This window comes from Mesorhizobium sp. P3_A2 (assembly GCF_056403115.1).
In genome coordinates this window covers 1-20,033 of record NZ_JBFUGC010000021.1, presented here as the reverse complement: position 1 = coordinate 20,033, position 20,033 = coordinate 1, and the positions used below count along the sequence as shown (strand labels likewise).

Sequence of the window (20,033 nt, the reverse complement as noted above, 5' to 3'; positions counted from 1 at the left end):
GTAGGATCATTCATTAACCGGGTAGGTTGGTCTCCGCAAATCGAGCGGTTTTGCCGTAAACAAAATCCATCCAACCCATGAGTTTTTCAGATTAGCAGGGTATCGTTTTTGAAAAACACCCGGGCCACTATCGCCGATATCGCCGCTAAGGCTGGCGTCAGCCCGTCAACAGTAGATCGAGTGCTGAACTCACGGCTTCCGGTCAAGGGGAAAACCGCTGAGCGGGTGTTATCGGCGGCCCGTGAACTGCGTTATCACGGCACAAACCTGATGATGCAGAGGATTGATGAAAGTCGCGGGTCGGTGTCTGTCGGGCTTGCGCTCCAGCACAAAACCAATCCATTTTTCCGACAATTGGCTGAGGAGATCAACGCCTATGCCAAGCACGCCCGACCCGAATGCCGCAGCATTTTGATCGAAGACTTTAGCGACCTGACCCCAAAGGGCATGGGGCGTGCGCTGCACCAGCTGGCTGCAAAGGTCGATGTGGTCGGCGTCATGGCTTTCGACCATCCTGCGGTGAATGAGGCCGTCTCTCTGCTCGCCGACATTGCAAAACCCGTCGTCGCCATCGTGTCCGATCTTTCAGCGCCTCGCCTTGCCGGCTATGTCGGGATCGATCACCAGAAAGCGGGACGTACCGCAGGATGGTCCTTGTCGAAGCTCCTCAATCGCTCTGGCAAGATCGGCATGCTGATCGAAAGCTATCAGTACCGTGCCTACCAGGAGCGAGAGATAGGTCTTCGCAATTACATTCTCGAGCACGAACCGGGTATGGAACTGTGCGAGGGCGTCTACGGAATCGCTACCAACTCTGTCGTCGAGAGAATGTTCGAGGAATTACTCGCCCGTCATCCCGATTTAAGGGGGCTCTATTTTATCGGAGCCGGTGTGGCGGCGGTTTTGCGGACGCTCGAAACTTTACCTCCCGAACGTCGTCTCCACGTCGTCTGTCACGAACTGACGCCGGTGACCCGTGCGGCGCTGGCTTCCGGAACGGTCGGAATTGTTCTCGATTCGCCGCGCAAGGACCTCGCGCGCGAGATCGTTGACCAATTGGTTCGCCGCGGCTTGAATCCAGCCTCGGATCCCCGCTCCACCCATGTCGAATTTCGCCTGTATTGCCCCGAAAACCTGTAGGCTCCTGCGCCCGCAAAAAGACGTCACGATCGCTCAAACGAGCACGACGGGACAGCGCTGACCGACCATACGATATTTCATAAACGTTGACGTTGACCAATGCGCGCGCAGGCCAGAAGGCCGACAGTCGCTGGACCACCACACGAGGCATGATCTGGGTCGAAAAGGCGCATTGGGCCGAAAACCAGCCATTCATTCAGGCTTTGCGGCTGCGAGCCGCGCTCTCAGCGCGTTTTGCGTGAATTTTCCTGTTGCGCAACGTGGTCAAAAGCGATGCATTTAAATGCTCCCCGCCCAGTCCCAGATCAAGGCGGTTGCCATGTTTGATATATCACCCTACCGTAGTTGCAAACGCAAAGGTGAGGGACGATGGTCAGCATTCGAAGTGAGTTTCTGCATGCCAAGTTCACATCGTGGCGTGCGGAGTTGGTGGGGTTTGGCGATCATTCAGGCCGCGAATTTCTCTGGGATGGAAACGCAGACATCTGGAAGGGGACATCACCGATCTTGTTTCCCATCGTGGGTAGGGTTCCCAACGACAGCGTGACGATCGGCGGCCGGCCATATGGCTTACGTCAGCACGGATTTGCACCATCCAGTGAATTTGCCCTCATGGCCGCCGAGGAAGGTAGCTGCATCTTCCGGCTGGAGGCAAGCGCCGCCACGCGGGAGATCTATCCTTTCAACTTTTGCCTGGATGTAGCCTACGGCTTGAACAGGAACACCCTAACCATGACGGCGAAGGTGACCAACCGCAGTGCGGACGTCATGCCTTACTCGTTCGGGTTCCATCCGGGGTTTCGCTGGCCTCTTTCTGATGCCGGAGAACGGCTTGAACATTTCATCGAATTTGAGGAGGAGGAATCCTGCGCTCTGCGTAGACTATCTGCAGGTCTTCTGGACCCGAAACCATATCCAAGTCCGGTCGCGGGCAGGAGGATTGAATTGCGCGATGAGCTATTCAGCGACGAAGCCATGATGTTTTTCGATCTTGAATCGCGACGTTTACGCTATGGCTCCGGCAAGGGAAGCTACCTTGAAATCGAATGGCGAAACCTACCCCACCTGGGCATCTGGACAAAACCTTTGGCCGGCTACGTTTGCATCGAGCCTTGGCAAGGTTTCCCCACGCCTCTCGGCTTTGATGGCGAACTTTCAGAAAAGCCTGGCATTCTCTTGCTTCAACCTGGTGAACATCGGGACTTCGAGATGTCGATCACTGTCATTGGCCGTGATCCGACTTAACTCGCCTTCAACGCAGACAAGGCATGATTGTGAGGACCGACTTGGCTTCCACCACTCGCACTTTCCGACGTCCGGCTTCACATACATGGCCAGTGCGGACTGCCCGCTGAGGCTCGTCCAGCCATCGTTGTGTCCGGGGTCCCGAAGCGCGCGCGCTATTGGTGAGGACCCCCTTGCGCCTATGGCGTTGATGGTGCCGATGCCTCTGTCTACGACCACATCGAGGAAGCCAATCGGTTCAAGCTCACGCGACCATCATCTTTGCCAACTGCTTCAGATTTAGCCCTTCAGTCTGCAACAATTCCGGATCGCTGATTGTTTGCGCTGCGATAAGCATCTCGCTCAGCCTGACATCTTTTGCCAGGATGTTACCTTCAGCGAGCGCGCTGACGGCCACGATCCGATTGGCTTCGTCTAGGTGAAAAAGAAACAGGCCTGCGACGCCCTTTCGCCGAACGGTCCGGACTGCGGAATTCGGTAGACCAGCGACCTGGAGGGTCAGTTCATACTGATCGGACCAGAACCAAGGCATCCCAGCGAATTGCTGTGCGCGGCCAAGCATGTTCAATGCAGCTGTGCGACCTTGGTCCTTGGCCGCTCGCCAGCTCTCCAAACGGACGGATTCACCGCTAGTCGTAGGAAAGCAACAGCAATCGCCGGCTGCAAACACATCAGGATCCGTCGTTCGCAAATGCGCATCAACGGAAATGCCGTTGGATACCGCCAGACCTGCATCCTGTGCAAGCGCGGTCACTGGTTGCGAACCAATGCCGGCCAGCACTACATCGGCCTGGAAAGTGCTTCCATCGGCAAACCGCAGCTCCTGGGTCCGTCCGTTCGTAGCAATTCCTGTCAGTTTCTGGCTGCAGGAAATGCGAACACCAGCACCCACATGCCTATTGTGCAATGCAGCGGCGATTTCTGCCGGCACTGCCCGTGAGAGAATTCGTGGAAGACCTTCAAAGACCGAAACCTCGCAGCCATTCTGGCGCGCACTCGCGGCTATCTCCAGGCCGATGAAACCAGCGCCAATGATCGCGATCTGCAGGCGTTGAGAGATCGCTTGCCGCACCAGGCGGGCGTCGTCCAATGTTCGGAGATAGACACAGTTCTCGCCGCCTGGAACAGGTAGCCGTCGAGGCACGGACCCGGTCGCTAACAATAGTCTCGAGTAGGCGAGACTGCCGCCGCCTACAAATTTGACTGTACGGGAGGGCCGCTGGATGCTGCTGATCGTTTTGCCGCGATGCAATGTGATCTGGTGACTTGCGAAAGCCTCCAAGGGGCGGATCGAACGGCCGGGTTCACTCTCACCATCCACCCGAAGCTTGGACAGCGGAGGTCTTTCGTAAGGTACGTGCAATTCGGATCCGAAGAGATCGATCGGGCCGTCATAACCGCTTTCTCTCAAAGAGAAAGCGGCGCTGACGCCAGCTTCTCCGGCGCCAACGATAATAATGCCGCTCACGTCATCGTCTGGACGTTCACGAAGACCCGCCCGGCCTGGATGCGCACCAGATAGGTTGCAAGGTTGATGCACACCGGGGCACCCTTGGCCTGGCCGGTCTTGTAATTGAATCTTCCGTTATGTTTCGGACATTCGATGATGTCTCCCATCACCAGGCCATCGGCAAGGTGAATCTTTTCATGCGTGCAAAGCCCTTCCGTGGCAAAGAAGTTTCCGTCGGGACTGTGATAAATCGCGAAGGTCCTCCCTTCGTAGTCAAATCGCGCAACATCCTCTTCATCGATGTCATCGGTGGCGCAGGCGTCGATCCAGTTGTCTGAAGTCATGATAAAATCCGATCGGGGTCGTAGTGTCCGCGGGGTTATTCTGCTGCAACCACGGTTGCGCCAGTTTTGTGCAACTCCGGTCGATAGGCTTTTGCGTGGGGCGGGAGCGCACGCGTGATGTACCAATTGGGGTCCTTCCGCTGCCGAATAATGGCGGGGATGATCTCTGCATAGGCGTGGAGGGTGCTGCGATAGGGGGTGGGCATGTCGTGGAGCGTCAGCCTGTGGAGCGCCGGCAGCTTGTGGTAGGGGACCATGGGGAACATATGGTGTTCCACATGATAGTTCATGTTCCAGTAGATGAACCGCAGAACTGGATTGACGTAAATCGTCCGTGCACAAAGCCTGTGGTCAAGTACGTTTTCCTCTAATCCGGCGTGTTGGGTGATGGCGAGATAGTAGGAGAGCCATCCGCCATACATGCTTGGAAGCGGGCCAATCAGCAGCACCGGCAGCCATGATCCCAGATAGACGGCAGCCGCTACGATACCCAGATGAAGGATCAGCAGAAGTCGCGCTGTGCGGTAGATGCTCGGACGCTCCATGTCGGGAACAAAAGACGCTTCTTCCGGGGTTAGCTTCCCAAATGCGTGTTTGATCATGTTCTTGAATGTCAACGGAACCCGACGAATGCCGAAAACCGCCATGACCATTCTTGCGAGGTCTGCCGGTCGCATTGTTACAATTTCAGGATCGCGTCCGATAATGGTCGTGTCGGTATGGTGCCGAGCGTGACTCCAGCGCCAGATCTTGGGCTCCCGCAGCATCATGAAGCACGCAATATTGTAAACAAGATCGCTCAGCCAGCGTGTCTTGAACGCGGTGCCATGTCCCGTCTCATGCCAGCGCGCATCCGACGCCGAACCGTAATACACGCCGTAGACGGCCAGGATCGGTACGCACCAGAAGCTTCCCCAGGTGATGTAGGCTCCAAATGCCAGAGACCCGAGAATGGCAAACCATAGAAGGGTATCGCGGATCGCGGGGCCGTCGGAACGTTTCATAAGTTCTTTCAGCTTCGCCCGCCCAATGTCGGTATGATACCATTCCGCCGCAGCGATGCCTTCCTCGATGGCTGCTGTCGCGTCCCGGCCCAGCAGGCTGTAATCCCGTTTGAACTCGCGAATTCGCGCCATCTACCTTGCCTCCGGTTGCCGACTTCAAAGAGCTGTTGGTGCGCTCGGCCGACAAAGGTAAAGCCGAACACCCTGCTTCTTGCAATGAAATGTCCAACAAATATATCAAAACTGTCAGACCCTGGATTTGCAAAATGACATGTTTGTGTCATTTTCGGCGAAGGTTGTCCTGGTGCGGAGAGGCATAAATCGCTGCACGGCTGCGAGCTTTCTGGCCATATGGGGAACGTGGGTCCCTTCTTTGAAGCTGTGGTGGGCCCGCTCGTCGCGTCAAAACTCTGACAGTTTCGGCTTAACTCCGATGCGGGATTCGGAGCCGACGGTGAATAGAGGTCAAAATCCGCATATTTGACATATCAAAAATATTGCCTGATGCCCGTTTCCTTAAGTTTGCGAAGCACGTGGAAGGAGGCAATTCGCGAAAAGCCATAAATCGTGCGGAGATATTGCTTGCGCAGTCGATCACGCCAGACTAGATATCATATATCAGAGAGTTAGCAGAATGGCGTTCCACGCGCATTACCCCCAAGACGCGCTTCTAACCCAGCTCGACAAAGGCGCTCCTCCTATGGAGGTCGGAGTCCCTATCAATCGTGTCGGCGAGCAGGGATGGAGGTTGCTGAGTGAAGACCTGCCATTGCCGGTGGCGGTGCTCAAAGAGAAAAGCCTCCGTCACAACAGCGAATGGATGAAGGCGTTTCTGGCCCAGGGCGGAGCAGTTCTTGCTCCGCATGGTAAAACGACCATGAGCCCGGCGCTATTCGACCTGCAACTTGCGGATGGCGCATGGGCGATCACCGTTTCCACGCCCCATCAGGTTCAAGTCGTGCGCAGCTTCGGTTACAAACGCATCTTCCTTGCAAATCAGCTGATTGGCGCAAAGGCGATCGACTACGTCATTTCTGAATTGGCCCGGGACGCCGAATTCGAGTTCTTGTTCCTGGTCGACTCTGCGGTCAATCTTGAAGCAATCGCCAAGGCAGCACGAAAGGTGAAGCTCCAGCGTCCGCTCGATGCCCTCGTGGAGATCGGATATCCGGGTGGCCGCACCGGTTGCCGCAGTGTCGAAGAGGCGCTGAATCTTGCGCGTGCCGTGAGCAGGACCGAAGCCGTGACGCTGCGCGGCGTGGAAGGTTTCGAGGGACTTCTAAAGGGCGCAGACAATGCGGGGACACTCGCATTAGTCCATTCGTTCCTCGATAAAATGGTGCAGTTCGCTCAGGCATGTGACCTTGAAAAGCTTTGGGGCGCCGAAACGGTCATCCTGAGTGCCGGCGGATCCGCGTACTATGATGTTGTCGTGGAGAAACTGGGTTCCGCAGGGCTTTCGAAACCAAACATGGTTCTGGTTCGCTCGGGTTGCTACATCACGCATGACTCGATCCTGTACGCCAAGGCAGTTCAGGCGCTGCGGGAAAGAAATCCAGGGTTGGCTGACGCGCATGGCGGACTGACACCGGCGTTGGAAGTTTGGGCCTATGTCCAATCGAGGCCGGAGACCGAGAAGCTCATCGCGGCACTGGGCAAGCGTGACGTCTCGCATGACGACCAGCCGATTCCTCTGCTCTGGTTCCGTCCGGGTTCTGGGATGGAGCACCCTCGACAGCTGTCTCCAGATCACGCCGTGACGCGCTTGAACGATCAGCACTGCCATGTGGCAATCCCTGCCGATTCACCTCTCCAGGTTGGGGATATGGTCGGCTTCGGCATTTCTCATCCCTGTCTCACCTTCGACAAATGGAGAGTCATGCACATAGTTGATGAAAATTATCACATCACGAGTTCCATCCGCACCTATTTCTAACGGGCGAACACGGACAAATTCTCGAGGGGAAACGTGACGAAGACCTATCTCATCACCGGCGGCGCGAGTGGAATTGGGGCTGCCCTTTCACGGCTCGCCGCGGAGGCCGGCCACACCGTCTTTGTGGCCGATATCAATCTTCCGGGAGCCGAGCAGGTTGCCTCGGCAATCGGTCCGTCAGCGTCCGCCGTAAAGCTCGATATCTGCTCCGAGGCGCAGTGGGAGACAGTCCTGGACCTGATATGGAAGGAGCGTGGCGGCCTTGACGTTCTGATCAACAATGCCGCAATCGTCCACACAGGTTATGCGCGGGACCTTCCTATCGAAAAGCACTTGCAAACGATGGATACAAATTTCTTCGGCCCGGTGAAGGGCATGCTCGCGGCACTTCCGCGCTTCAAATCGCAGGGATACGGGCACCTCGCGACGGTTTGCAGCATGACAGCGCTGCTGCCGTTCCCGGGTATCGCTAGCTATGCCGCCGCGAAACATGCCCTTCGCGCTTTTCATCTCGCGCTGGCCATGGAAGAGCGTCAAACGCCAGTGAAATTTACCATCGTCCATCCAACGTCCACCGAAACGCCGATGTTGGACAAGGAAGCGGAAGATGATGCAATGGCCCTTTCCTTTGCCGGCATATCGGTCACGCCCGAATATGTCGCCAAGGTGGTTCTCGAAGCCATTCGCGATGAGGAGATCGAGGCCTTCGCGCCGCCGGAACGCGGCGATGTAGTGAAAAAGCTCGGGACCAATCCCAAAGACCTTTGGGAGATGATGGACCGCAACTCTGCCATCGGCGCTGAAAAGCTCAAGGCTCGCCGCGCTGGAAAGGCAATGAACGGGCCTCAATGACAGCGATGCAGGGCGTGGCCTCGTCACGTGAAGAGTGCCATGCCTGCCTCGACAGCGTCGGCCGACCCGGCAACGATAATCGTTGACCGCGAAGTGCTTCAGCTTTCCTTTTTCTTCTTTCGCCGCGATGGCGTAACGTCGCCGTTTTCCGCGCCGCTCAGTCTTTGCAGGATATTGTAAGATCCTTCGCGGAGATCCCGAATGACCAAATCGCCGGTTTCGGCCGGCGAGCGCCTGTTCAATGCGTCGACAATCAGAAGATGCAGATGGACAGCGGCCGTTGCGGGTCGGACGATCGGATATTGATTGTTCACGAAAGGATAAGCAAGGAGCCAGAGATTTTCAATATACCTCACGAGGACATCGTTGCCACAGGCGCGATAGATCGTGAAATGAAACTCCTGGTTTGCAGCAAGTGCTTCCTTCCAACGCTCTTCCTTTTCGCTCTGGATAAACCTCTGGTGCAGCACGCTTAGTCTCGCAATGTCTTCATCGCTAATCCGCACCACCGCAAGTTCTGCTGCCAGTCTCTCGAGGGGGACCCGCGTTTCGCGAATATTGATGTATTGCGGAATCGACAGCACTGGCACACGGGGTTGATGGCCAAGGCGGATTTCCAATGCGCCCTCGCGCACGAGCTGGAAAATGGCCTCCCGAACCGGCGTTGGCGACGTGTTGTAGGTGGCCGCTAACCCCCTGATATTGAGGCGTGCTCCAGGTTCGTATTGGCCGGTCATGAGTGCCACGCGCAAACGTGAGTATATCCGCTCCGACAGGCTGTGCCGATTGAGACCGAGATCCTCATTACTATCGGTGTCGGTCTCTGGTGTGACTATCGAATTCATATATGCCTTCCCGCCTGTCCAATACCGGCGTCTGAATTTACCTGCAATAATGCCAGCAAACCCCGATTGCGAGATGTCGACAAGGCGAAGCCCGCTTTTCAGCCCTTGAGACCGTTCTTGTCCATAGGAAAGTGACATGCAAAGGCGGTTTCGTCCTGGTGAATAAGCATGGGCTCGACAGTGCGACAGAGTTCTTGTGCCTTCCAGCACCGCGTTCGGAATCGGCAGCCGCTCGGGGGATCGGCGGGGCTGGGCACGTCCCCGGTCAAAACGATGCGGCGGCGGGTGCGTTCGCTTCGAGGGTCGGCTGTTGGCACCGCCGATAGGAGAGCGGTCGTATATGGATGTCTTGGCGACGTGAAAATCTCGTTGCGGGAACCGATTTCCACAATCTTGCCAAGATACATGACGGCAACGCGATCCGAAATGTGGCGCACTGTCGATAAATTGTGCGCGACAAACAAGTAGGAGAGGCCGAGCTCTTGCTGCAGATCATGGAGCAGATTGAGCACGCCTGCCTGGATGCTCACGTCGAGAGCGGAGACGGGTTCATCAAGAATGATGAGTTTCGGCTTGACCGAGAGCGCCCTTGCAATACCCACGCGTTGTCGCTGGCCACCTGAGAGTTCGTGGGGAAAGCGGTCAAGATGCTCCGGGTTGAGTTTGACGAGTCCGATCAGCTCACTGACACGATCTGACATGTCCTTTTTTGACATATCCAGAAGACGCAATGGCTCCGTCACTATCTCACGGATCCTCATTCGAGGATGAAGCGAAGCAAAAGGGTCCTGGAAGACCACCTGGAGATCTTTTCGTTTTGCACGCATTCCCGCCTCGCTGATCTTGCTGAGGTCGGTTCCCTCGAGGAGCACTTCTCCGGAGCTGGGTGGCAAGAGTCGGAGAATACAGCGCGCAAGTGTCGACTTGCCGCAGCCGGACTCGCCGACAAGCCCAAGTGTTTCTCCCTTGGCAATATCGAAACTGACACCTGCAACGGCCCGAATGACCGGAGCGTTCTTCAGAGTGGAGAAGACCCCGCCGGCGCCGAAATCCTTGGTCAGGTTTCTAACCGACAGCAAAGGCGCACCGGCATCCGAATGGCTCACAGCTCTAGTGGTCTTTCCCGCGGGGAGATCCTGCAAAGTGGATGTCATGCCGAGTTCACTCTGGTTTGAGCAGCCGGAATGGCCTGGGCGAGATGACAGGCCACGTCGGTGGGCCCGAAACCTCGGAGTTCGGGCCTTTCGAGCTGACATCTTTCGACAGAGAAACTACATCGCGGGTTAAAAGCGCAGCCAGGCGGTATGGTACCTGCCGTCGGCGGAGCCCCACCGATATCGCTGAGACGAGCAATCTCCCCGGTCAGCTGGGGCAACGAACCCAGCAGGCCTCTGGTGTAGGGATGACGCGGATTGTCGAACAAGTCATCGACTGGCGCTCGTTCAACGATCGAGCCCGCGTACATGACCGACACGTGCTCAGCCATGCCGGCGACGACGCCCAAGTCATGGGTAATAAGCACTAGGCCGGTTCCGCTGCCCTCGCAAAGATTGCGGAGAAGCTCCAGCACCTGCGCCTGGACGGTTACGTCCAAAGCCGTTGTCGGTTCGTCGGCGATAATAAGATCTGGCTTGTTGGCGATTGCGATTGCGACAACCACGCGTTGACGCATGCCGCCGGAGAATTCGTGAGGATATTGGTCAATGCGCTTTTCCGGAAAAGGAATCGCGACCGAGCGAAACAATTCGATCGCCCTTGTCCGCCCCTCCTTGGCTGTGCACTGCGGATTGTGAATCCTGATCGCTTCGACCAATTGGTCGCCGACCGTCAGTACGGGATTGAGTGCAGTCAGGGGGTCTTGAAAGATCATCGACATTCTCGATCCACGCAATCGCCGCAGCTCCCTTGCTGGACTGCCGATCAGTTCTCGGCCGAGAAGCTTGACCGAGCCGGAAACCATCGCTGAAGGCGGCAAAAGCCCCATAACGGCACGCATAGTGATGCTTTTTCCCGAGCCGGATTCGCCGACGAGGCCCATGATCTCGCCTCTCTTCAGAGAAAAATTCACCCCGCGGACTGCCTCGACATAACCCCCCGTTATTTCAAAGGTCACGCGCAGATCACTTACTTCGAGAAGAGGTTGGTCGCCCATGTCATGCTTTCCGCGGGTCGAGAATATCGCGGACCCGGTCGCCGATGAAATTCAGCGCTAAAACGACACTCAGGATGGCCAAACCGGGCGCCGCCGCGATCCACCAATAGTAGAAATTTACGGTGCCATCCGAGACCATCGCTCCCCATTCCGGGGCAGGGGGGGCGGCGCCGAGACCGATGAAACTCAGCGATGCGGCGAGAAGAACGACCTGCCCGAAATCCATGGTTGCATTTATCAGAATCGGCGTACCACACAGAGGCAGGATATACTTCCGCAGCAGGCGGCCCTGACGGACGCCGGACGATATTGCAGCCTCGACATGCTCCATTTGTTTGACGCTGATGACCTGCGCCTGCATCAGCCGGGTATAGAGCGGCCACCAGACGGCAATCATCGCGACTGTCGCCGTCCAAAGACCCGGACCCAGTGTCGCCGCGACCGCCATCGCCAAGAGCATCGGCGGGAAGGACAAGGTGATGTCGACCAGCCGCATGATGATCGTGTTTATCCACCCTCCGAAGAAACCTGCAATAGCCCCAAGACAGCTGCCGAGGATCGCACCGACACACACCACGAAAAATGCGATGGGGATGGAATAGACCGCTCCCGAGAGCGTCCGTGAAAAGACGTCGCGACCCAAGCCGTCGGTACCAAACAGATGCTCAAGACTTGGGGGCTGAAGCCGACGGCCAACCATTTCGAAAGCGCTATAGGGCATCCAATATTGGGCGGTTAGAGCAGCAAATATCCAGAACAGGATGATCGCGAGGCCAATGTACGCGGGAATGACCGACCAAAGATTGGTGCGGCGTCGTCTACGCCTGCGCGTTGCGTGTGAAATGTCAAAGGCGGCCATGGAATTGGCGGGCTCCTACTGGAGTTTAATGCGAGGATCGACCAGCACGTAGGTGAGATCGGTAAGGAGATTGGTCAAAAGAAACGCCGTCCCTCCGAGCATGGTCACTCCCATTATGGCCGGGTAGTCCAGCGCGCGGGCGGACTCCACTGCGTAGGAGCCAATGCCGGGCCACGAGAAAATCGTTTCGGTCAGAACGGCGCCGGTAATGAGAAAGGCAAAGGAATAGCCGATGACCGTAATTGCAGGGATCAGTGCATTCCGGAGGGCATGATGAAAGAGGACCCTTTTTTCGGTCGCGCCCTTGGATCGGGCCATAAGAATATAATCCTGGCTGAGCACGTCGAGCATGCTGGCGCGGACCAACCGCGATATTATCCCGGTGACAGACCATCCAAGGACGCTTGCGGGAAGGATCAGGTGGGAGGCAGCCTCCCAGAACGTCGACATGTTGCCGGCGAGCAGCGCGTCGAGCGTATAGAAGCCTGTGATCGCGGATTCCGGGGACGTACGGGCATCCAGCCGCCCCGGCCCGGGGAGGATCCCAAGCTGGACAGAAAATATGAAGAGCACGGCAAGCCCGGACCAGAACACCGGCAACGAGGACCCCAAAAGCGCGAAAAGGCGCACCAGGTGGTCCACGGCGGTGTCACGCATTCGCGCTGCAACGACCCCAAGCAGGATCCCCGAAACCGAGCCAAACAGCAATGCGGCAATGACCAGTTCCAATGTCGCGGGAAGGCGCTCCATCAGATCTTGAGCGACCGGCCGCTTTGTCCGGAAGGACGTGCCCAAATCCCCCGTGACGACGTTCTTCAGATAGATCAGATATTGCTCGACGGGCGTCTTGTCTAAACCCCATCGGGCCCTCGCCGCTTGTACCGCCTCTGGATTGCTGAGCTGCCGCTCGGGCAGGATCGAGGAAAGCGGATCTGCCGGCGAGGCGTGCGACAAAAGGAAAGCGATGGTAAGCACACCCAAAAGCAAGGGTGGAAGTCCGATCAAGCGGCGAAGAACGTACGTATGAGCTTGCATTGTTCGCCCTTTCGATCAGACTTCCATGCCTTCGTCCGCGCGCGTTACTGTGCGAAGCTAAGGTCCTGTAGCGGTAGGATAGACGTCACGCTATACTTCATGCCGACTATGTTTTTGCTATAAGCAAGGACCGTATCGGGACCCACCAGTGGCACGATGATGCGATCCTTGATCATCTCCAGCGCGATCTTTTGATAGAGTTGGTCGCGCTCGGTGATTGGAGCCGCAACGGCCTTGTCCAGCAGTTCCTTTTCCTTGTTGTTCAACACGCCTTCTACCTTGTCACCGCCAGAGCGGGCGAGCCAGCGTGTGCCAGGGATCATGCCAAAGGTTTTCACGTACTGGTCGGTACCGAAGTAGTCAGGGGCGTAAAACGACGCCGTCAGCGGCGTGTGGTCTCCCTTGACCGTATCAAGCCAGACCGGGAAGGTGGTGGGCTTCAGCTGGAGCCGGATGTTCACCTTGGCAAGGTTCTGCTGCACGAACTGCATGAGCGTTGACATATCAACCCCATAATAGTTTTCGTTGGGAAACACCGATTCCATGTCGAAGCCTTTCTCAAGCCCTTCCTCCTTCAGGAGTTGCTTGGCTTTCTCGACATTATATTCCGGCTGCGGCAGACCGTCGGTGCCAGGGAAGCCGTTGGGGATCGCAACGGGGACGACCTTCCCGGCTCCGCCGATCGTGAAGTCGATGATGCCCTGGTAGTCGATGGCGTAGGCTATGGCCTGCCGCACCTTGAGCGTAAGCGGTACTGTGTTTGCCTTCGCGCCAGGGCTGAACGCCATGTAGAGGAAATTGAACGACGGCACTTTTTCAACCACAACACCGGCGGCTTTGATCGTCTGGGCAGTATCCGGTGCGATCTGCATCGCTACATCGACCGCGCCGCTTTCAAGCGCCTGCGCCTGCGCAACAGAATCCTTCGTCTGCTTTATAACGACTTCGGCGATGGCGGCTGGCTTGTCCCAGTATTTTTCGTTGCGCTTGAACCGCAATTCGTCGTTCGGGCTGTAACCCGCCAGCACATAGGGGCCGCTACCTGCCGAATTGGTGAGGAACCAAGGCTCCGCGCCGTCGGAAGCTGCCCCATCCTTTGAGGCCTTGGCACCCTGTGCGGAGGCGACATCGCTGTTTACCACGCCGGAGTATGGCGCGATGACCTTGCCGAGGAACTCCGAATCCGGCGCCGACAGCTTGACCACGACCGTGTGTGCATCGGGGGTCTCGATCGACGTCACGGTTTCGAAGAGCCAGGCCATACCTCCCTGGAGATTGGCCAGTCGCTCCCAAGACCACTTCACATCCTTGGCTTCGACCGGCGATCCGTCAGAAAAGACCGCCTTCGGGTTCAGGTGAAACGTGAACTGCGTATTGTTTTCGTTGGCCTCCCACTTCTCGGCCAGCGCTGGGGTAATCGTCTTGTTGTCGCCCCCGAGCCTCACGAGCGTCTCGTAGACCGCGTACAAATAGATGTTGCAGGTATCGCACGAGGTCCGCGCGGGATCGAGTGAATTGACGGCAAGGTTGCGGGCAATAATGAGCGGTTTTTGCGCTTGCGCGGAGGCAAGAGACGTCGAGCCAAGCATAGCCAGGGCGATAGCCAGCGGGAGCAAGGCACGGCCGACTCTTTTGCGATTGGGAATCTTATCGAACGCTACGGTCATTTTGATCTTCCCCTTTGTTGATTGGTGACGAAACGCGGCGCTTCAGAACGTCCATCATATATCATAACGTTGAATTTCGGGCCACCTGTCAATGGGAAATTTGGCGGGAACCAGCCCCGCAGGCCATAAATGGCAGGAGGTCAGTCCGATTATTTCGGCAGAAAGGACGTTCAGAGACGGCTTATCTGCTATGTCAAAATGGCCGTAGCATTCTCCAGCCGGAAAGAAATGTGAGAATTTTCAATGATTTCGTTCCGAACCCCAGAAAGTTGCGATCGATGGAAGATTGCGTCTCGACACTAGCGAAGAGTTTGCTATATCAAAAATGATCGTTCCGATCCCGGGTGGAGGCTTTTGTGCCGACAACATCTCATTTTGAGACCTGTATAGATTTCGAGCTGGCCATCGGTGAGAGCCCGGTCTGGGACGAAGAGAAAGGCCTCCTGTGGTTTATAGACGTCCTGCGGCCGGCAGCTTTCACCCTCGAACCGGCCTCAGGAACGGTGGTGGAGTATCCGATGCCCGACGAGATAGGCAGCCTTGGCCTCGTCGCGGGCGGCAAGTTAATTGTAGCACTCAGGAGCGGTGTCCATATTTTCGACCCGGCCACCCGGTCGCTCCAATTTCTCGTTCACCCTGAACCTGGCCGTCCGACGAACCGGCTCAATGATGGGAAGGTGGGTCCCGACGGGTCGTTTTGGGTCGGTAGCATGCACGATGCGTTGCCGCGGCAACCGACGGCGAGCCTGTACCGTGTAACACCAGGTGGCGAAGTGACGACCATTATCGACGGGCTGCGTGTCTCAAACGGCCTCGCCTGGAATCCCGACGGAACAACAATGTATCACGCGGATTCGCGGGGGCCGGTCGTGCGAGCTTTCGACTTCGATCCGGGCAGTGGACAAGTCTCCAATCAACGGACCATCATCGTCCTCGACGAAAAAGGCGGCCTGCCCGACGGGGCAGCGGTGGATGTCGAGGGTTGCTATTGGAGCGCAGGTATTTCCGCTGGGGTCCTCAACCGGTTCACGGCCCACGGCTCTCTCCTCGAGACCCTGGTATTGCCGGTAGCAGCGCCGACGATGCCTTGTTTCGGCGGACCGGATTTCAAGACAATGTTCGTCACGTCCCTGACAACCGATCGGGACGGGAAGCATTCAACCGGTACTTTGATCGCCTTTGACGTCGCTGTGCCTGGTCTTCCCTCATACAGGTTTCCGGAGCAGGCACCCCATCCCCTGCATCCCGCATAGCGCGGTGTCGGGACTTTTGTCATCTCAACCATCTGCCGGAGGACCCGCATGGTCGCTGATATTCAACACGTTGAAACCCTGGGCGCCATGCTTGGTGAAAAAGCCGTCATGTTCGGCGATGACGCAGCCTCGTATGAGGACGGTGCCCGCTATGACAAGGGGCGCGCCTCATTCGTTGTGCGACCGGCTACGACAAAGGAAATGTCCCAAGCAGTGTCCTATTGCGTGCGCCACGGGATACATATCATTCCGCAAGGGGGCAACACGGGCGTCGTCGCGGCTTCGACGCCGGACTCCAGTGGAACCCAGGCGGTGATTAGCATTGACCGGTTGGCCCGGAGCCTCAAGCTGGACGTCGACAACCGTTCGGTGGCCGTAGATGCGGGTTTCCTGCTGTCGGATCTGAATGCCGCGCTCGAAACCGAAGGGCTGTTCTTCCCAATTGATCTTGGTGCAGATCCCCGGCTGGGCGGCATGCTGTCAACAAATACAGGTGGCGCACGATTTCTCAAATATGGCGACGCCCGCAAGAATACGCTTGGCATGAAGGTCGTGTTGGCGGATGCGGAAGGTACGATCCTCGATTTCGGCCGCGAGCTCAGAAAGAACAACACCGGCATCGACTGGAAGCAGATTTTTATTGGTACATCCGGCAGTCTCGGCATTATCACCGAATGTGTTCTCAACCTTGAACGGCGCCCAAGACAAAGCGCCGCTGCATTGCTGGTTCCATCAAGTGCCGGCCATGTCATGTCACTGCTTCGTGCAATGGAAACACGCGCCGGTGGCTATCTCACTGCCTTCGAGGGCATGTCCGCAAATGCGATCAAGGCCACGCTCCATCATATCCCATCTTTGCGCAATCCCTTCGAAAACCGCGAAATCCCCGATTACGTGATCTTGGCGGAGTTAACGCGAACCTGGGATCTTCGCGACAATGAGCAGACGCTCGACAGCGTGCTTGAAACGGTCCTGGCAGAGATGTGGGAGTTGCAAGAGGCGCCCTTGGCCGATGCTCTGTTCGGGTCGGCGCATGAAATGTGGGCGCTGCGCCATGCGATCTCCGAGGGCGTGAGACAGATGGGAAAGCTTGTCGCGTTTGATCTGGCCTTTCGCAGAGGTGACGTGATGACGTTCTGCGAGCGGATGAAAGCCGAAATACCGGCGCGCTTCCCGGGCGTTGCGGTCTGCGATTTCGGTCATATCGGCGATGGTGGTGTGCATTTCAATCTCGTTGCCGATCGGGCAAGCGGCGTTGCTGCAGATGCGAGCATGGAGGGCCAGCTCCGGGACTGGGTGTATGACGTCGTGGTCAATGACTTTGATGGCAGCTTCAGTGGTGAACATGCGATTGGCCGGAGAAACCAAGCCTACTACGACAAGTTCACGCCGGCTGTGCTGAAACATATGGCGCGAGAACTCAAAACGATCACCTCACCAGCGGGTCTCGGTGCGGTGAGGTTCGGCTAGCAATTGACCTCGTCGGACTCTCTTCGAGGCCCGGCTGGAGCCGCAAAAGGCGATCAGCAGGCGGCAAAGGCCTGCTGAAAAGGGTTGAAGAAGGAAGAAAGACGATGGACGTACGCGCTGCCGTTGCCGTTCAGGCCGGAAAGCCGCTGGAAATTATGACGGTACAACTCGACGGTCCGCGCGAGGGCGAAGTGCTGGTCGAGATTAAGGCGACCGGCATCTGCCACACCGACGAGTTCACTTTGTCGGGCGCCGATCCCGAGGGCCTGTTTCCGGCGATCCTCGGCCATGAAGGCGCTGGCGTCGTCGTCGACGTCGGCAAGGGCGTCACCTCGGTCAAGAAGGGCGACCACGTCATCCCGCTCTACACGCCGGAATGCCGCCAGTGCCCGTCCTGCCTATCCAGGAAAACCAACCTGTGCACCGCCATCCGCGCCACACAGGGTCAAGGCCTGATGCCGGACGGCTCGTCGCGCTTCTCGATCGGCAAGGACAAGATCTTCCACTATATGGGCTGCTCGACTTTCTCCAACTTCACCGTGCTGCCCGAGATCGCGCTGGCCAAGGTCAACCCGGACGCCCCCTTCGACAAGATCTGCTACATCGGCTGCGGCGTCACCACCGGCATCGGCGCCGTCATCAACACCGCCAAGGTCGAGCAAGGTGCCACCGCCGTTGTCTTCGGCCTCGGCGGCATCGGCCTCAACGTCATCCAGGGCCTGAAACTTGCCGGCGCCGACATGATCGTCGGCGTTGATCTGAACAACGACAAGAAGGTCTGGGGCGAGAAATTCGGCATGACGCATTTCGTCAATCCGAAGGAGATCGACGGCGATGTCGTGCCGCACCTGGTCAACATAACCAAGCGCGGCGCCGACCAGATCGGCGGCGCCGACTACACATTCGACTGCACCGGCAGCACCAAGGTGATGCGCCAGGCGCTGGAAGCCTCGCATCGCGGCTGGGGCAAGTCGGTCGTCATCGGCGTTGCCGGCGCTGGCCAGGAGATTTCCACCCGGCCGTTCCAGCTGGTCACCGGGCGCACCTGGATGGGCACCGCCTTTGGTGGCGCGCGCGGCCGCACCGACGTGCCGAAGATCGTCGACTGGTACATGGACGGCAAGATCCAGATCGACCCGATGATCACCCACACGCTGAAGCTGGAAGACATCAACAAGGGCTTCGACCTCATGCATGAGGGCAAGTCGATCCGAAGCGTCGTCGTTTACTGAGGAGAAGAGCCGCCGACCGAAGGGCCAGCAACTGAAATTGCCTAGGGTTCAACAAGGGAGGAAGAAAATGCCGGAAAAACTGCATCCGAAAATCGACAATGGCTTGCCAAAGGAAAGCGCGAGCTTTGCCGGCGGCACATTGGTCTGCGCCTGCACCAGCAAGCCGGTGAAGGTGAGGGTCAAGGGCCAGATCGCTCACAACCATGCCTGCGGCTGCACCAAATGCTGGAAGCCGGAAGGCGCGGTGTTCTCGGTCGTGGCGGTAGCCGGCACGGGCGACGTCACCGTCACCGAGAATGGCGACAAGCTGAAAGTCGTCGATCCCTCCGCGCTGATCCAGCGTCACGCCTGCACTGGCTGCGGCGTCCACATGCACGGACCGGTCGAGCGCGACCACCCGTTCAAGGGCCTGTCCTTCATCCATCCCGAGCGCTTCCAGGAAGACGGCTGGTCGCCGCCCGGCTTCACCGCCTTCGTCTCGTCGATCATCGAATCCGGTGTCGACCCCAAGCGCATGGACGGCATTCGCGGCCAGTTGAAATCGATCGGTCTCGAACCCTATGACTGCCTCAACCCCGGCCTGATGGACTACATCGCCACGTGGACGGCAAAGAAGTCGGGCGCGCTGCCGGCCTGAAGATCTGAAACAAGCGTTCATGGGGCCGGAACAGCGATCCGGCCCCATATTCCCTGGATGCTAGTTGCTACCACATGCCAGCCCTCCGACAATGCCGCGCTCAGATATACCGGAGAGCGTGGGGACGACGTCCGCCTCGACAACATCGTCGTATCTGTTTCCCCCGCCAGCACTCGTCACTTCAGTGGACGAATGCTGAAAAGCCCGATCCGCGACGATCCTTCGTCACGCTCAAGGCCGACCTTCTTGGCGAGGAGCAGGTTGTGCCGTGGTTTCGCATGGCAAGCCGGGGAACGAAGCCCGTGCTGATTTTCGTGCCTGGTTCAACAACGGCCATGCCGAAGCCGTCTATCGTTTCGCACAACTCGTTCACGATGCGCGCATCAATGCCGCACCGGTGCCTTTCACTGGCCTTCGCGCGGCAACGTGCTCGACTACGTCTACGATCGCGAAAGCACGATCTATTCCCGCTTCGGGCTCGACGCCGTTCTGAAAGCAGCCGTCGATAGTCCGACGTCGCCGAGGTGGTGATCCTGGCCATGCAATGGGCATGGCTGACCATGGAGGTTCTGCGCGACATGGCCAACAGGTAACTGGGCGAATGTTGCAGGCATCGACCGCCCCACGATGAAGCGCTGCATCGAGAGGTGGCGTTGCGAGTTGCCGCCAGGCTCGGGGGCTTGAGGGCGGCTACTGGAACTTGGTCACCACGCCGATGCCGATGCCTTCGAAGCCGCCCATGGCCATCAGGGCGGCCGGAGCCTCTTCGAGGCTGAGCCTCTTGCTGACCAGAAGTTCGGGCTTCAGCTTGCCGCTGCCAATCATCGCCATAATCGCCGGATAGCGGTAGGCCTGCATGCCCAGGCTGCCGAGGATTTCGAGCTCGAAGGCGATCACCTGATCCATCGGCAC

Annotated in this window: 18 protein-coding genes and 1 pseudogene; 9 read left to right on the top strand and 10 right to left on the bottom strand. The window is 57.7% G+C overall.

What is annotated here, in order from left to right; all coding sequences use genetic code 11:
- Positions 1-108 precede the first annotated feature (108 nt).
- Both AC1DXM_RS30530 and AC1DXM_RS30525 read left to right on the top strand, forming a co-directional pair.
- Positions 109-1,140 carry a LacI family DNA-binding transcriptional regulator gene (locus AC1DXM_RS30530; RefSeq protein ID WP_477239095.1) on the top strand — a complete coding sequence of 344 codons (1,032 nt, stop codon included), beginning with the start codon at positions 109-111 and terminating at the stop codon, positions 1,138-1,140.
- Between the two features lie 369 nt (positions 1,141-1,509).
- Positions 1,510-2,385, top strand: coding sequence for an aldose 1-epimerase family protein (locus AC1DXM_RS30525; RefSeq protein ID WP_477239093.1), 876 nt, complete (start codon positions 1,510-1,512; stop codon positions 2,383-2,385).
- Between the two features lie 244 nt (positions 2,386-2,629).
- On the opposite strand, the gene AC1DXM_RS30520 is transcribed toward AC1DXM_RS30525, so the two are convergent.
- From AC1DXM_RS30520 to AC1DXM_RS30510, 3 genes are read right to left on the bottom strand one after another with little or no spacing between them, the layout of a single operon-like run.
- The gene (locus AC1DXM_RS30520) at positions 2,630-3,853 is read right to left on the bottom strand and encodes an NAD(P)/FAD-dependent oxidoreductase (protein WP_477239091.1); all 1,224 of its coding nucleotides are present in this window, start codon (positions 3,851-3,853) and stop codon (positions 2,630-2,632) included.
- Positions 3,850-4,179 carry a MocE family 2Fe-2S type ferredoxin gene (locus AC1DXM_RS30515; protein ID WP_477239089.1) on the bottom strand — a complete coding sequence of 110 codons (330 nt, stop codon included), beginning with the start codon at positions 4,177-4,179 and terminating at the stop codon, positions 3,850-3,852. Before AC1DXM_RS30515 ends, AC1DXM_RS30520 begins: the two co-directional genes overlap by 4 nt.
- 35 nt (positions 4,180-4,214) lie before the next feature.
- On the bottom strand, positions 4,215-5,315 hold the full coding sequence (locus AC1DXM_RS30510; RefSeq protein WP_477239087.1) for a fatty acid desaturase family protein: 1,101 nt from the start codon (positions 5,313-5,315) through the stop codon (positions 4,215-4,217).
- A 502-nt stretch (positions 5,316-5,817) separates the two neighbouring features.
- Between AC1DXM_RS30510 and AC1DXM_RS30505 the strand changes: the two genes are divergently transcribed.
- Both AC1DXM_RS30505 and AC1DXM_RS30500 read left to right on the top strand, forming a co-directional pair.
- Complete coding sequence (locus AC1DXM_RS30505) at positions 5,818-7,119, top strand: amino acid deaminase (RefSeq protein WP_477239085.1); 1,302 nt, start codon at positions 5,818-5,820, stop codon at positions 7,117-7,119.
- 33 nt (positions 7,120-7,152) lie between these two features.
- Entirely contained in the window at positions 7,153-7,971 is an 819-nt protein-coding gene (locus AC1DXM_RS30500; RefSeq protein WP_477239083.1) for an SDR family NAD(P)-dependent oxidoreductase, read from the top strand.
- 98 nt (positions 7,972-8,069) lie between these two features.
- Here the strand turns inward: AC1DXM_RS30500 and AC1DXM_RS30495 are convergent, their stop codons facing one another.
- The 6 genes from AC1DXM_RS30495 to AC1DXM_RS30470 form a co-directional block, all read right to left on the bottom strand.
- Entirely contained in the window at positions 8,070-8,816 is a 747-nt protein-coding gene (locus tag AC1DXM_RS30495; RefSeq protein WP_477239081.1) for a GntR family transcriptional regulator, read from the bottom strand.
- Positions 8,817-8,914: 98 nt separating this feature from the next.
- Positions 8,915-9,970: an ABC transporter ATP-binding protein gene (locus AC1DXM_RS30490; protein WP_477239079.1), complete on the bottom strand. Its 1,056-nt coding sequence runs from the start codon at positions 9,968-9,970 to the stop codon at positions 8,915-8,917.
- Complete coding sequence (locus tag AC1DXM_RS30485; protein WP_477239077.1) at positions 9,967-10,968, bottom strand: ABC transporter ATP-binding protein; 1,002 nt, start codon at positions 10,966-10,968, stop codon at positions 9,967-9,969. Before AC1DXM_RS30485 ends, AC1DXM_RS30490 begins: the two co-directional genes overlap by 4 nt.
- A 1-nt stretch (position 10,969) precedes the next feature.
- The gene (locus AC1DXM_RS30480) at positions 10,970-11,827 is read right to left on the bottom strand and encodes an ABC transporter permease (RefSeq protein ID WP_477239075.1); all 858 of its coding nucleotides are present in this window, start codon (positions 11,825-11,827) and stop codon (positions 10,970-10,972) included.
- A gap of 15 nt (positions 11,828-11,842) precedes the next feature.
- Positions 11,843-12,862 (bottom strand): ABC transporter permease, encoded by a 1,020-nt coding sequence (locus AC1DXM_RS30475; RefSeq protein WP_477239073.1) that lies wholly within the window; start codon positions 12,860-12,862, stop codon positions 11,843-11,845.
- Between the two features lie 44 nt (positions 12,863-12,906).
- The gene (locus AC1DXM_RS30470; RefSeq protein WP_477239071.1) at positions 12,907-14,529 is read right to left on the bottom strand and encodes an ABC transporter substrate-binding protein; all 1,623 of its coding nucleotides are present in this window, start codon (positions 14,527-14,529) and stop codon (positions 12,907-12,909) included.
- A 356-nt stretch (positions 14,530-14,885) separates the two neighbouring features.
- Here AC1DXM_RS30470 and AC1DXM_RS30465 point away from each other — a divergent pair, with 356 nt between their 5' ends.
- From AC1DXM_RS30465 to AC1DXM_RS30445, 5 genes are all read left to right on the top strand, one after another.
- A complete protein-coding gene (locus tag AC1DXM_RS30465) occupies positions 14,886-15,782 on the top strand; it encodes an SMP-30/gluconolactonase/LRE family protein (RefSeq protein WP_477239069.1) in 897 nt (298 codons plus the stop codon).
- A gap of 48 nt (positions 15,783-15,830) precedes the next feature.
- Entirely contained in the window at positions 15,831-17,252 is a 1,422-nt protein-coding gene (locus tag AC1DXM_RS30460; RefSeq protein WP_477239067.1) for an FAD-binding oxidoreductase, read from the top strand.
- A 104-nt stretch (positions 17,253-17,356) separates the two neighbouring features.
- Positions 17,357-18,484, top strand: coding sequence for an S-(hydroxymethyl)glutathione dehydrogenase/class III alcohol dehydrogenase (locus tag AC1DXM_RS30455; RefSeq protein WP_477239065.1), 1,128 nt, complete (start codon positions 17,357-17,359; stop codon positions 18,482-18,484).
- 67 nt (positions 18,485-18,551) lie between these two features.
- Entirely contained in the window at positions 18,552-19,121 is a 570-nt protein-coding gene (gfa, locus tag AC1DXM_RS30450; protein WP_477239063.1) for an S-(hydroxymethyl)glutathione synthase, read from the top strand.
- Positions 19,122-19,547: 426 nt separating this feature from the next.
- Positions 19,548-19,652, top strand: a complete 105-nt coding sequence (locus tag AC1DXM_RS30445; protein ID WP_477239061.1) for a hypothetical protein — start codon at positions 19,548-19,550, stop codon at positions 19,650-19,652.
- Positions 19,653-19,811: 159 nt separating this feature from the next.
- Here the strand turns inward: AC1DXM_RS30445 and AC1DXM_RS30440 are convergent.
- Positions 19,812-20,033, bottom strand: a pseudogene (locus AC1DXM_RS30440) (alcohol dehydrogenase); the annotation flags it as partial.

Bases quoted from the DNA above. Each gene is read 5' to 3' on its own strand.
- AC1DXM_RS30525 (WP_477239093.1), top strand. From the start codon at position 1,510: ATGGTCAGCATTCGAAGTGAGTTTCTGCATGCCAAGTTCACATCGTGG.
- AC1DXM_RS30515 (WP_477239089.1), bottom strand. From the start codon at position 4,179: ATGACTTCAGACAACTGGATCGACGCCTGCGCCACCGATGACATCGAT.
- AC1DXM_RS30510 (WP_477239087.1), bottom strand. From the start codon at position 5,315: ATGGCGCGAATTCGCGAGTTCAAACGGGATTACAGCCTGCTGGGCCGG.
- AC1DXM_RS30505 (WP_477239085.1), top strand. From the start codon at position 5,818: ATGGCGTTCCACGCGCATTACCCCCAAGACGCGCTTCTAACCCAGCTC.
- AC1DXM_RS30495 (WP_477239081.1), bottom strand. From the start codon at position 8,816: ATGAATTCGATAGTCACACCAGAGACCGACACCGATAGTAATGAGGAT.
- AC1DXM_RS30490 (WP_477239079.1), bottom strand. From the start codon at position 9,970: ATGACATCCACTTTGCAGGATCTCCCCGCGGGAAAGACCACTAGAGCT.
- AC1DXM_RS30485 (WP_477239077.1), bottom strand. From the start codon at position 10,968: ATGGGCGACCAACCTCTTCTCGAAGTAAGTGATCTGCGCGTGACCTTT.
- AC1DXM_RS30480 (WP_477239075.1), bottom strand. From the start codon at position 11,827: ATGGCCGCCTTTGACATTTCACACGCAACGCGCAGGCGTAGACGACGC.
- AC1DXM_RS30475 (WP_477239073.1), bottom strand. From the start codon at position 12,862: ATGCAAGCTCATACGTACGTTCTTCGCCGCTTGATCGGACTTCCACCC.
- AC1DXM_RS30470 (WP_477239071.1), bottom strand. From the start codon at position 14,529: ATGACCGTAGCGTTCGATAAGATTCCCAATCGCAAAAGAGTCGGCCGT.
- AC1DXM_RS30460 (WP_477239067.1), top strand. From the start codon at position 15,831: ATGGTCGCTGATATTCAACACGTTGAAACCCTGGGCGCCATGCTTGGT.
- AC1DXM_RS30455 (WP_477239065.1), top strand. From the start codon at position 17,357: ATGGACGTACGCGCTGCCGTTGCCGTTCAGGCCGGAAAGCCGCTGGAA.
- gfa (WP_477239063.1), top strand. From the start codon at position 18,552: ATGCCGGAAAAACTGCATCCGAAAATCGACAATGGCTTGCCAAAGGAA.